At 74.0% G+C, this 11431-nt stretch carries 9 protein-coding genes and 2 pseudogenes; 5 read left to right on the forward strand and 6 right to left on the reverse strand.

Annotation, left to right across the window (positions count from 1 at the left end):
- Nucleotides 1–2465, forward strand: a pseudogene (locus E1283_RS40125) (ComEC/Rec2 family competence protein); the annotation flags it as partial.
- Between the two features lie 24 nt (nucleotides 2466–2489).
- On the opposite strand, the gene E1283_RS22020 reads toward E1283_RS40125, so the two are convergent.
- Together E1283_RS22020 and E1283_RS22025 are read right to left on the reverse strand one after the other, a co-directional pair.
- Nucleotides 2490–2699: a ferredoxin gene (locus E1283_RS22020; protein WP_341829946.1), complete on the reverse strand. Its 210-nt coding sequence runs from the start codon at nucleotides 2697–2699 to the stop codon at nucleotides 2490–2492.
- A 13-nt stretch (nucleotides 2700–2712) separates the two neighbouring features.
- Nucleotides 2713–3903, reverse strand: a complete 1191-nt coding sequence (locus E1283_RS22025; RefSeq protein ID WP_132819850.1) for a cytochrome P450 — start codon at nucleotides 3901–3903, stop codon at nucleotides 2713–2715.
- Between the two features lie 199 nt (nucleotides 3904–4102).
- Here E1283_RS22025 and E1283_RS22030 point away from each other — a divergent pair, with 199 nt between their 5' ends.
- The gene (locus tag E1283_RS22030) at nucleotides 4103–4936 is read left to right on the forward strand and encodes a TetR/AcrR family transcriptional regulator (protein ID WP_165956204.1); all 834 of its coding nucleotides are present in this window, start codon (nucleotides 4103–4105) and stop codon (nucleotides 4934–4936) included.
- A 12-nt stretch (nucleotides 4937–4948) separates the two neighbouring features.
- Here the strand turns inward: E1283_RS22030 and E1283_RS22035 are convergent, their stop codons facing one another.
- Both E1283_RS22035 and E1283_RS22040 read right to left on the reverse strand, forming a co-directional pair.
- Nucleotides 4949–5407: a pyridoxamine 5'-phosphate oxidase family protein gene (locus E1283_RS22035; RefSeq protein WP_132819852.1), complete on the reverse strand. Its 459-nt coding sequence runs from the start codon at nucleotides 5405–5407 to the stop codon at nucleotides 4949–4951.
- A gap of 72 nt (nucleotides 5408–5479) precedes the next feature.
- Entirely contained in the window at nucleotides 5480–5716 is a 237-nt protein-coding gene (locus E1283_RS22040) for a hypothetical protein (RefSeq protein WP_132819853.1), read from the reverse strand.
- A gap of 58 nt (nucleotides 5717–5774) precedes the next feature.
- Between E1283_RS22040 and holA the strand changes: the two genes are divergently transcribed.
- Nucleotides 5775–6761 (forward strand): DNA polymerase III subunit delta, encoded by a 987-nt coding sequence (gene holA, locus E1283_RS22050; protein WP_165956205.1) that lies wholly within the window; start codon nucleotides 5775–5777, stop codon nucleotides 6759–6761.
- 231 nt (nucleotides 6762–6992) lie between these two features.
- On the opposite strand, the gene rpsT is transcribed toward holA, so the two are convergent.
- Entirely contained in the window at nucleotides 6993–7259 is a 267-nt protein-coding gene (rpsT, locus tag E1283_RS22055) for a 30S ribosomal protein S20 (RefSeq protein ID WP_132819855.1), read from the reverse strand.
- Nucleotides 7260–7456: 197 nt separating this feature from the next.
- Between rpsT and lepA the strand changes: the two genes are divergently transcribed.
- Nucleotides 7457–9316, forward strand: a complete 1860-nt coding sequence (gene lepA / locus E1283_RS22060; protein WP_132819856.1) for a translation elongation factor 4 — start codon at nucleotides 7457–7459, stop codon at nucleotides 9314–9316.
- Between the two features lie 95 nt (nucleotides 9317–9411).
- Nucleotides 9412–11277 carry an AMP-dependent synthetase/ligase gene (locus tag E1283_RS22065; protein WP_132819857.1) on the forward strand — a complete coding sequence of 622 codons (1866 nt, stop codon included), beginning with the start codon at nucleotides 9412–9414 and terminating at the stop codon, nucleotides 11275–11277.
- A gap of 32 nt (nucleotides 11278–11309) precedes the next feature.
- On the opposite strand, the pseudogene E1283_RS22070 reads toward E1283_RS22065, so the two are convergent.
- A pseudogene (locus E1283_RS22070) lies at nucleotides 11310–11431 on the reverse strand (GDP-mannose 4,6-dehydratase); the annotation flags it as partial.

An 11431-nucleotide genomic window follows, 5' to 3' on the forward strand; every position in this document is an offset into this window, starting at 1 on the left:
CACCCGCCCCGTCCCGCCGACATCCGGTCCACGTCGCCGCCGGCCACCGGCTCGGCTCCTCCCACCCGCACCACCGGCGGGTGCCCGCCGACCTGCGTCTCGTCGCCCCGGCCGGCGCCGCCTGGGCGGCCGCCGCCCTGGCCCTCGGCGCCGGCGGCCGGACCACGGCGCTCGGCGTGTGCTGCTGCTGCCTGCTCGCCGGCATCCTGCTGTGCCGTGGGCGGCGCCGGGCCGGGCCGCTCACCGGCGCCGTCGCCACGGCGCTGCTCTGCGCGGCGGCGGCCGGCACCGTCGCCGGGCTGCACGCCGCCACGCTCCGCGCCGGGCCCTGGCCGGCGCTCGCCGGGCAGCCGCTCACCGTGGAGGCCGCGCTCACCGAGGACCCACGGCAGGCCGCCGCCCGCCCCGGGCGGCCCGGCGCGCCACGGCCCGTGCTGTTCGCCGCCGAGACCAGCCTGGTCGTCGCCGAGGACGGCACGGCACACGCCGTCCGCGCCCCGGTCCTCCTCGTCGTCCGGACAGCGGAGGCGGAACAGGTCGCCGCCTGGCTTGAGTTGCTGCCCACCACCCGGCTGCGGCTGACCGCGGAGGCCGCCGCGCCGATGCCCGGGCGCGCGGCCGAGCTGGCCGCCGTCCTGCGCGCCGACGACGCGGGGCCACCCGTCGTCATCGGCGAGCCGGGTCCCACGCAGCGGGTCGCCGGCGGGCTCAGGGCCGGCCTCCGCGATGCCGCCGAAGGGTTGCCGGGCGACGCCGAGGCGCTGCTGCCGGCGTTGGTGATCGGCGACGACGCGGCGCTCTCGCCCGAGCTGGAGGAGGCCGTGACCGCCACCGGCCTCACCCACCTGATCGTGGTCTCGGGCAGTCAGGTGGCGATCGTCCTCGGGGTGCTCGTCGGCCGGCTCGGCACCGCCTCCCTGGTCGAGCGCGGCGGCCTCGCCGCCCGGTTCGGCATCCCTCTGCGTCCCACCGCCCTGCTCGGCGGCGGCCTCGTCCTCGGCTTCGTCCTCGTCTGCCGCCCCGACCCGAGCGTGCTGCGCGCCGCCGCCTGCGCCGGCATCGCGCTGCTCGCCCTGGCCACCGGCCGCACCCGCGCACTGCTCCCCGCACTCGCCGCGGCCGTGCTGCTGCTGGTCCTCTACCAGCCCACCATGGCCAGGTCGTTCGGCTTCCTGCTCTCGGTGCTGGCCACCGGCGCCCTGCTCACCCTCGCCCCGCGCTGGAGCGCGGCGCTGCGCGCCCGCCGGGTCCCGGGGCCGCTGGCCGAGGGGTTGGCCGCCTCGGCGGCCGCCCACGTGGTCTGCGCGCCGGTGATCACGGTCTTCGCCGCCAGCACCAGCCTGGTCGCCATCCCGTGCAACCTGCTGGCCGCCGTCGCCGTCGCGCCCGTCACGGTGCTCGGCTGGGCGGCGCTGGCCGTCGCCCCCCTTTCCCCGGCGGCGGCCCAGGCGCTCTGCTGGCTGGCGAGTTGGCCGGCGCGGTGGATCGCCGGCGTGGCGCGGGCCGGCGCCCGGCTGCCGGGCGCCGAGCTCGGCTGGCCCGGCGGCTGGTGGGGCGCCGCCCTGCTGGCCGCCGTCACGGTGGCCGCGCTGGTCCTGGCCCGCCGCGCGCCGCGCGGCCCCTGGCCGGCGCTGCTGTGCGCCCTGCTGCTCCTCCTCGCCGTGGTCAGGCCCGCGCCGCTGCCCCGGATCCTCACCGGCTGGCCACCGCCCGACTGGCGTCTGGTGGCGTGCGACGTGGGCCAGGGCGACGGCCTCGTGCTGGCCGCCGGCGGGCACAGCGCGGTGGTCGTCGACGCCGGCCCCGAGCCGGCCGCCATCGACCGCTGCCTGCGCGACCTCGGCGTGCGCCACGTCCCGCTCCTGGTGCTCAGCCACTTCCACGCCGACCACGTGGCCGGCCTTTCGGGTGTGCTGGCCGGCCGGCGGGTCGACGCCATCCGGACCACGACCGTGCGGGACGGCTCGGACCAGGCCGCGTTCGTCGCCAGGACCGCCGCCGAGGCGGGCGTCCCGGTCGAGCCCGTCGTGCCGGGCCAGACCGGCACGGCAGGGCCCGGCCTCGGCTGGCGGGTGCTGTGGCCGCCGCCCGATCCGGCCGGCCTCGGCGCCAACGACGCCAGCGTCACCCTGCTGGCGCGCGTCGGGGAGCTGACGGTCTTCCTCCCCGGCGACCTCGAACCCCCCGCCCAGCAGCGCCTGTTGGCCTCGCACCCGGAGCTGACCGCGGTCGACGTCATGAAGGTCGCCCACCACGGCTCGGCCCACCAGCACCAGCCACTGCTCGACCGGCTGCGCCCCGGGCTCGCGCTGATCAGCGCCGGCGCCGACAACTCGTACGGCCACCCGGCCCCACGCACCCTCGCCGCGTTGGCGGCGGCCGGTGCCACCGTGCTGCGCACCGACCTGCACGGCCCGGTGGCCGTCGCGGCCACGGCCGAAGGGCCCCGCGCGACCGTCCGCCGCGGGAGTGTCACGACCGGCGAGGTCTCACCCGTCGCCGATCCGGATGGCGCCGGCCGGGCAGCGGGCGGCGGCCGCGGCGGCGGCGGTGGCGCGCTGGGTGTCGGGCGGCGCCCCGTCACGGACGCCGACCGTGCCGTCCTCCTCGCTCTGGTCGAAGAGCCCGGGGGCGAGCAGGGCACACATGCCGCTGCCGACGCAGCGACCCGGGTCCGCCTCGATACGGATGCGGCTCATGTCCGTGGTCCTCCTACCAGGCGACGGGCAGCCGGTGCGCGCCGTAGACGGGCATGTCGTGCCGGAGCGGCACGTCCTCGGGGGCGACCGCGAGCCGCAGCCCGGGGAAGCGGCGGAGCAGGGCCGGGAAGGCGACGCGCATCTCGACGCGGGCCAACTGCTGGCCGAGGCAGGCGTGCCCGCCGTGCCCGAAGGCGACGTGGCCGTTGGGCACCCGGGTGATGTCCAGCTCGTCGGGGTCGGCGAAGACCGCCGGGTCCCGGTTGGCCGCCGGGATCGACAGGGTGACCGGCTCGCCGGCCCTGATCAGCCGACCGTCGAGAATGACGTCCTCCAGCGCGGAGCGCGCCGCCACCTCGAACTGGGTGATGCTCAGATAGCGCAGCAACTCCTCGACGGCGCCGTCGGCGAGCCCGGGATCGGCGCGGAGCAGGGCGAGCTGGTCCGGGTGGCACAGCAGGGCGAAGGTGCCGAGGCCCAACATGCCCGAGGTGGTCTCGTGCCCGGCGACCAGCAGCAGCATGGCGATGCCCACCGCCTCCTCGTCGGTCAGCGCACCCGCGTCGATCACCCCGCTGAGCAGGTCGCCGCCCGGCGCCGCCCGCTTGGCGGCCACGATGTCCGCGAGGAACGCGGTCAGCGCCTCCTCCGCCGCACGGGAGTCGGCCGGGCCGCTCGCGGTGCTGACCATGGCGGTGGTCCAGCGCTGGAAGTCCCCGTGGAACGCGTAGGGCACGCCGAGGAGTTCGCAGATCACCAGCGAGGGGACGGGGAGCGCGAAGGTCCGCACGAGGTCGGCGGGCGGGCCCGCCGCCTCGGTCGTGTCCAGGCAGTCCTCGACGATCCGCTCGACGCGCGCCGCGAGGGCCCGGGTGCGGCGCACGGTGAACTGGCCGGTGAGCAGCCTCCGGTAGCGGGCGTGCGCCGGCTCGTCCATGCCGATGAACACGCCGGGCGGTGCCGGCTCGTGCGGCTCGACGCGCACCGGCGAGCGGAGCAGCTCGGTGCGGGAGCTGAACCGCGGGTCGGCCAGCACCTGGCGCACCAGGGCGTGCCCGGTCACCAGCCAGCCGGTCGAACCGTCGGGGTGGGCCAGCCTGCTGACGGGGTGGCTCCCGCGCAGCCGCCCCAACGCGGCGGGCGGGTCCAGGGGCGTGTCACGGACGGTCGGAAACGGCGCGGGGGGCGGTAAGGCGTCGGCCATCGCCAGGCTCCTTCGACTCCGGAGGAAAGGACCTATTCGTACAGCATAAAGTCCCACTCGGCTCCTGGCTCGCGTCGCACGCGAAGCGATGACAACTCATGCCGATGAACTGGCACTTCCTCCGTTCAGCGCCCACCGTCCAGGCGGGCACCGTGCTAGCATTTCGTCACATTCGCTGGTCGTGACGAAAAGGGGTCGCATGCCGATCTGTGCCCAATGCGGGACGGAGTTCGGCCGGCTGCCGCGCGGTCGCGCGCCCCGCTACTGCTCCCGCGCCTGCCAGGCCCGCGCCTACCGGGCGCGGCGGGCCGAGCCGGAGCCGCCGCGCCCCGAGGTGTCGGAGCGCGAGCCGGAGCCGTCGAGGACGGGCGGCGGGCTGACCGTGGACGCCATCGTCAGGGCCGCCGTCCGGATCGCCGACGCCGACGGCCTGGAGGCCCTGTCGATGCGCCGGGTGGCCGAGGCGTGCGACGTCGGCACGATGGCCCTGTACCACCACGTCGACGGCAAGGACGCCCTGATCGAGCTGATGGTCGAGGCCGTCTACGCCGCCAGCGGCACCCCGGAACGCCTCCCGGGCGACTGGCGCGCCGAGTTGGCCCGCGTCGCCCGCGCCGAGTGGGCGCTGTACACCGCACACCCCTGGGCCCTCCAGGTCCTCGCCTCCGTGCAACCGCCCCTGGTGCCGAGCGTCCTGGCCGGCGTCGAGCGGGCCATGGCCGCGCTGGACGGCCACGGCCTCGACCCGCTCACGGTCCACCGGATCGCCCAGAGCGTGCTCGGCCAGGTGCAGGGGCTCGGCCTGCTCCGGGTCAGCGAGATCGAGTCGTCCCGCGCCGAGGGCCCGTCGCTCGCCCAGTGGCGCGCCAGCGTCGCCCCCGTCGCGCTCCGCCGGCAGGACGGCGACGGCCCGCGGTTCCCCCGCCTGGCGTCCCTGGAACGGATCCCCGAGGCCGCCGCCGACCTCGACGGGCTCTTCGAGTTCAGCCTCGACCGCCTCCTGGACGGCATCGCCCCCCTGCTGGACCGCTGACCCCCGCCGCCCTCACACCAACCAGACGCCGTCCCGCATCAGACGCCGGCCCGGCAGTTCGTTGACCTCCCGCCAGGCGCGCACGGCCAGCGGGCGGAATACCAGGAACACCCACTTCGCCCGGCCCCTGGGGTCCCAGCCGAGCTTGCCAAGGAACGCCTCGCCCGCCGCGGCCGGTAGGGCGTCGCCCGCCACCGACTCCACCTCGGCGTCGATCAGCACCACGTCCCTGGTGTGCCCGAGGGCCACCACCGCCCGCCCGTCCCGCGCGACGTTGACGGCCGTCGGATTGGCGGACCTGGTGCTCATCACCAGGGCGCCGTCGTGCCACACGAAGGAGAGCGGCACCAGGCACGGCTCCCCACCCGCCCCCGAGGTGGACACCCAGGCGTCCTCGTCGGCCGACAGGTACGTGAACACGTCCTTCTTCCGCTGCCGGCCGTCGCGCGCCGGCGCCTGTTCGGTCGTCATCCGGCGCACGCTAGCCCGGAATCCCCGGGGCGGGCATCGGGCCGCGGTCCTAGGACCGGCGCGCGGGCGCCGTCAGTCGCGCTCCAGCCAGCCGTCGTGCGCCTCGGCCAGCGCCGCCAGCGCCGCCACGTCCCAGCCGGGCGCGGTGTCCTCCAGCACCACCAGCCACTGGGCGTCCTCCGCGTCGTCCTCGCCCGCCAGGGCGTCCCGCACCGGACGGGGTTCCTCGGGCAGGCCCAGGCGTTCGGCCAGCTCCGCGGCCACCTCCTCGGCCGCGTCCCGGTCCGGCAGCACCAGCACATGTCGCATCGGGCCATTGTCCCCGGCCCGGAACCCGCTGTCGGACCCGCGTGGGATGCTGGGCCGCATGGCAGCCAGACCCCCCAAGGCCGACGACCCCCTCGCCCCGCTCACCCTCGCGGTGGGGCAGGAGGAACTGCTGCTGGACCGGGCCGTCCAGCGCGTGGTGGCCGCCGCCCGGGCCGCCGACCCGGACACCGACGTGCGCGACCTCGCCCCCGGCGAGCTCCAGCCCGGCACGCTCGCCGAACTCGCCAGCCCCTCGCTGTTCGCCGAGCGCAAGGTCATCGTGGTCCGCCAGGCCCAGGACCTGTCGGCCGACACCGTCAAGGACGTCAAGGCCTACCTGGCCGCCCCCGCCGAGGAGATCACCCTCGTCCTGCTGCACGCCGGCGGCGCCAAGGGCAAGGGCCTGCTCGACGCGGCCCGCAAGGTCGGGGCCCGCGAGGTCGCCTGCCCCAAGATGACCAAGCCGGCCGACCGGCTGGCCTTCGTCCGCGACGAGTTCCGCGCCGCGGGCCGCAGCGCCACCCCGGCCGCCTCCCAGGCCCTGGTCGACGCGATCGGCAGCGATCTGCGGGAGCTGGCCTCCGCCTGCGCCCAGCTCGCCGCCGACGTCGAGGGCGCCATCGACGAGGAGGTCGTCGGCCGCTACTACACGGGCCGCGCCGAGGCGTCCAGCTTCACCGTCGCCGACCGGGCCGTGGAAGGCCGCACCGCCGACGCCCTGGAGGCGCTGCGCTGGGCGCTGGCCACCGGCGTGGCACCGGTGCTGGTCACCAGCGCCCTGGCCCAGGGCGTGCGGTCGATCGGGAAGCTGGCCTCCGCGCCCGGCGGGCTCCGCCCCGGCGACCTGGCCAGGGAGCTCGGCATGCCCCCCTGGAAGATCGACCGGGTCAGGCAGCAGATGCGCGGCTGGTCGGCCGACGGCGTCGCCGTGGCGTTGCGCGCGGTCGCCGAGGCCGACGCCGCGGTCAAGGGCGGCGGCTACGACCCGGAGTACGCGCTGGAGAAGGCCGTCGTCACCATCGCCCGCGCCGCCCGCTCCCGCTGACGCGCGGGCCGAAGCCGACGCGCGGGCCGTGGCACGCCGAAGGCCCCGGCCGCCCCTGGGGAAGGGGCGGGCTCGGGGCCCTGGCGTACCGCTCGATACCGCTCTACAGCTCGGAAAGGCACCGCACCCGCGTGGCGAACGTCTGGGATCAGCGCGGTGCCCGGTGCGCGCGCACCAGCCGGAGCGGAGAGAGGGGCCGCTCGACGTGACCGGTGGCGGTGCGCCGCCGGGTCAGCCCTTGAGGGCGTTGACCTGCTGGGCGAGCGCGGACTTCTTGTTGGCCGCGTTGTTGGGGTGCAGCACACCCTTGCTGACGGCCTTGTCCAGCTTGCGGGCGGCGTTACGGCGGGCCGCCTCCGCCACCTCGAAGTCGCCCGCGGCCACGGCCTGGCGCGCCTTACGGACGGCGGACTTCACCTCGGACTTGACCGACTGGTTGCGCAGCCGGGCCTTCTCGTTGGTCTTGATCCGCTTGATCTGGGACTTGATGTTCGCCACGAATGTGAGCCTTTGCAGGTTCGATGTCGATGTTGACACTGGTCGATGTTGACCATTGGTGTCGCGGGATACCCGAGGCACCAGCGGTCCAGCGTACCAGCGGCCCCCGCCGGCCTCCCAATCCGGAGCAGCCCCTCCCGCATGGGACCATGGGACATCAACGAACCGCCGCCCGCCATGACCCGACAGGACCCCGCGTGCCCGCGATCTCTTCGAACGCGCCGGAGCCCAGCCGCACCGACCCGGCTCTCATCCGCAACTTCTGCATCATCGCGCATATCGACCACGGCAAGTCGACGCTCGCCGACCGGATGCTCCAGCTGACCGGGGTGGTCGACCAGCGGCAGATGCGCGCCCAGTACCTGGACCGCATGGACATCGAGCGCGAGCGCGGCATCACCATCAAGTCCCAGGCGGTCCGCATGCCCTGGGAGTTCGACGACACGGCCCACGTGCTCAACATGATCGACACCCCGGGCCACGTCGACTTCACCTACGAGGTCTCCCGCTCCCTCGCCGCCTGCGAGGGCTGCGTCCTGCTCGTGGACGCCGCCCAGGGCATCGAGGCGCAGACCCTCGCCAACCTCTACCTGGCGATGGAGAACGACCTCACCATCGTCCCGGTGCTCAACAAGATCGACCTGCCGGCCGCCCAGCCCGAGAAGTTCGCCGCCGAACTCGCCCACCTCATCGGCTGCGACCCCGGCGACGTGCTGCGCGTCTCCGCCAAGACCGGCGAGGGCGTCGAGGCGCTGCTCGACGAGGTCGTCCGCCAGGTCCCGGCACCCGTCGGCCAGGCGGACGCGCCGGCCCGCGCGATGATCTTCGACTCCGTCTACGACGCCTACCGCGGCGTCGTCACCTACGTGAAGGTCGTCGACGGCCAGCTCGGCAAGCGCGAGCGGATCCAGATGATGTCCACCGGCGCCACCCACGAGCTGCTGGAGATCGGCGTCAACTCGCCCGAGATGACCCCCGCCGACGGCCTCGCCGTCGGCGAGGTCGGCTACCTGATCACCGGCGTGAAGGACGTCCGCCAGTCCAAGGTCGGCGACACCGTCACCCGGCAGCGCCACGGCGCCACCGAGGCGCTCGGCGGCTACAAGGACCCCAAGCCCATGGTGTTCTCCGGGCTCTACCCGATCGACGGCTCCGAGTACCCGGCGCTGCGCGACGCCCTGGAGAAGCTCCAGCTCAACGACGCGGCGCTGGTCTACGAGCCCGAGACGTCCGCCGCGCTCGGCTTCGGCTTCCGCGTCGGCTTCCTCGGCCTGCTGCACCTCGAGGTGATCAGGGAACGCCTGGAGCGCGAGTTCGGCCTCGACCTGATCGCCACCGCCCCCAACGTCGTCTACCAGGTGACCATGGAGGACGGCTCCGAGCACACGGTCACCAACCCCAGCGAGTACCCCGTCGGCAAGATCGCCGAGGTCCGCGAGCCCGTGGTGCGCGCCACCCTGATCGCGCCCAGCGAGTTCATCGGCGCGATCATGGAGCTCTGCCAGACCAGGCGCGGCGCCATGAAGGGCATGGACTACCTCTCCGAGGACCGCGTCGAGCTGCGCTACACGCTGCCGCTCGCCGAGATCGTCTTCGACTTCTTCGACGCCCTGAAGTCCAAGACCCGCGGCTACGCCTCCCTCGACTACGAGCCGATCGGCGAGGAGGAGGCCGAGCTCGTCAAGGTCGACATCCTGCTGCACGGCGACAAGGTCGACGCGTTCTCCGCGATCGTGCACAAGGACAAGGCGTACGCGTACGGCGTCAGGATGGCCGGGAAGCTGCGCGAGCTCATTCCCCGGCAGCAGTTCGAGGTGCCCATCCAGGCCGCCATCGGCTCCCGGGTCATCGCCCGCGAGACGGTCCGCGCCATCCGCAAGGACGTTCTCTCCAAGTGCTACGGCGGCGACATCTCGCGGAAGCGGAAGCTGCTGGAGAAGCAGAAGGAGGGCAAGAAGCGGATGAAGATGGTCGGTCGCGTCGAGGTGCCCCAGGAGGCGTTCATCGCCGCGCTTTCCTCGGATTCCGAGAGCGCGGAGGGAAAGAACAAGAAATAGGACCTTACGCCTGGGCGCGTGGCCGCCTAGTCTGAGCGCCACCCCTTAGTTACTGGTGGGTCACCCCGTTGCAGCGTGGCACCCGGAGGAAGTCCGTGACCGAGAAAAAGCTCCCGATCGACAACCGCCCGCCGTCCGTGGCCCACCTTTTCCAGGAGCGCGTCGAGGCCACCCCGGACCGGGAGGCATTCCGTTATCCGGTGCCGACCGCCGGGGGCTCCGACGAGTGGCACAGCTACACCTGGGCCGAGGCCGCCAGCCGGGTGCACGCGATCGCCGCCGGCCTCATGGCGCTCGGCGTCCGGGCCGAGGAGCGGGTCGCCATAGCCGCCGCCACCCGGGTCGACTGGATCCTGGCCGACCTCGGCATCATGTGCGCCGGGGCGGCCACCACCACGGTCTACCCCCAGACCACCGCCGACGAGACGGCCTACGTCCTGTCCGACTCCGGCAGCCGGGTGCTGATCGCCGAGGACGCCAAGCAGCTCGCCAAGGTCAGGGAGCGCCGGGCCGGGCTGCCCGACCTCGCCCACGTGGTCGTCATCGAGGCCGCCGACGCGGTGTCCGTCGACGGCGACCCGGACGGCTGGGTGCTCTCGCTCTCCGACCTCGCCGAGCGCGGCGCCGCCTACCTGGAACAGCACCCCGACTGCGTCAAGGGCGCCATCGCGGCCCAACAGCCCGACCAGCTCGCCACGTTGATCTACACCTCGGGCACCACGGGGCGCCCCAAGGGCGTCCGGCTGTCCCAGGACACCTGGTCGTACATGGGCCACGCCATCGAGGCCATCAGCATGTTGTACCCCGACGACGTCCAGTACCTGTGGCTGCCGCTGTCCCACGTCTTCGGCAAGGTGCTGCTCTCCGGCCATGTCAAGATCGGCCACTCGATGGCGGTCGACGGCCGGGTCGACAAGATCGTGGAGAACCTGCCCGTCGTGCGGCCCACGGTCGTCTGCGGCGTGCCCCGGATCTACGAGCGGGTCCACAACGGCGCGGCCATGCGCGCCAAGGCCGGCGGCGCGCTGCGCGCCCGGATCTTCGGCTGGGCCTCCGACGTCGCCAAGGAGTACGGCCGGGTCTCCCAGGAGAACCTCCGCCGCACCGGCCGCACCTCCGTGCCGGCCACCCTGCGGGCCAGGCACACCGTCGCCGACCGGCTGGTGTACAGCAAGCTCCGCGAACTGTTCGGCGGCCGGGTCCGCGCCCTCGTCTCCGGCTCCGCGGCGCTCCCGCCCGACATCGGCTACTTCTTCGAGGGCGCCGGCCTCCCCATCCTGGAGGGCTACGGCCTGACCGAGTCGGCCGCCGCCAGCTTCCTCAACCCCGGCGCCGCCAACCGCACCGGCACCGTCGGCAAGGCCTTCCCCGGCCTCGAGGTCCGCATCGGCGACGACGGCGAGATCCTGCTGCGCGGCCCCGGCATCATGCAGGGCTACCACGGCCTGCCGGAACAGACCGCCGAGGTACTCGAACCGGACGGCTGGTTCCACACCGGCGACATCGGCGAACTCTCGGACGACGGCTACCTGCGGATCACCGACCGCAAGAAGGACCTCTTCAAGACCTCCGTCGGCAAGTACGTGGCGCCGACCGAGATAGAGGGCCGCTTCAAGGCCGTCTGCCCCTACGTCTCCACCATGCTGGTCGTCGGCCCCGGCCGGAAGTTCTGCGGCGCGCTCATCGGCCTCGACAAGGCGGCCATCACGAGCTGGGCCGAGCAGAACGGCCTCCCCGGCGACTACGCCAAGATCGTCGCCGACGAACGGACGATCGCGCTGGTGGACGGCTACGTGCAGGAGCTGAACTCCGGCCTCCAGCCGTGGCAGACCGTGAAGAAGTTCCGCCTGCTGCCGAGGGAACTGGACGTCGAACACGGCGACCTGACGCCCAGCCTGAAGCTGAAGCGGCCGGTGGTGGAGCGGGAGTTCGTGGGGTTGATCGAGTCCATGTACGAGTGACCCCTGGCGGGGTCAGGGCTCCCGACGGCCTCGGCGTCCGCGATGGACCGGTCGACGTGGGACTCCGCGGCGAAGTTGACCACCACCCGGTGGCCCGGCACCACGGAGGCCAGCAGCTCCGCGTCGCAGATGTCGCCGGACACGAAGGCGAAGC

The organism is Streptomyces hainanensis, from assembly GCF_004348415.1.
Taxonomy (GTDB): domain Bacteria; phylum Actinomycetota; class Actinomycetes; order Streptomycetales; family Streptomycetaceae; genus Streptomyces; species Streptomyces hainanensis.

Excerpts from the sequence above, each read along its gene's own strand:
- E1283_RS22030 (WP_165956204.1), top strand. The coding sequence starts at position 4,103 with ATGCCGATCTGTGCCCAATGCGGGACGGAGTTCGGCCGGCTGCCGCGC.
- E1283_RS22035 (WP_132819852.1), bottom strand. The coding sequence starts at position 5,407 with ATGACGACCGAACAGGCGCCGGCGCGCGACGGCCGGCAGCGGAAGAAG.
- E1283_RS22020 (WP_341829946.1), bottom strand. The coding sequence starts at position 2,699 with ATGAGCCGCATCCGTATCGAGGCGGACCCGGGTCGCTGCGTCGGCAGC.
- E1283_RS22025 (WP_132819850.1), bottom strand. The coding sequence starts at position 3,903 with ATGGCCGACGCCTTACCGCCCCCCGCGCCGTTTCCGACCGTCCGTGAC.
- E1283_RS22040 (WP_132819853.1), bottom strand. The coding sequence starts at position 5,716 with ATGCGACATGTGCTGGTGCTGCCGGACCGGGACGCGGCCGAGGAGGTG.
- holA (WP_165956205.1), top strand. The coding sequence starts at position 5,775 with ATGGCAGCCAGACCCCCCAAGGCCGACGACCCCCTCGCCCCGCTCACC.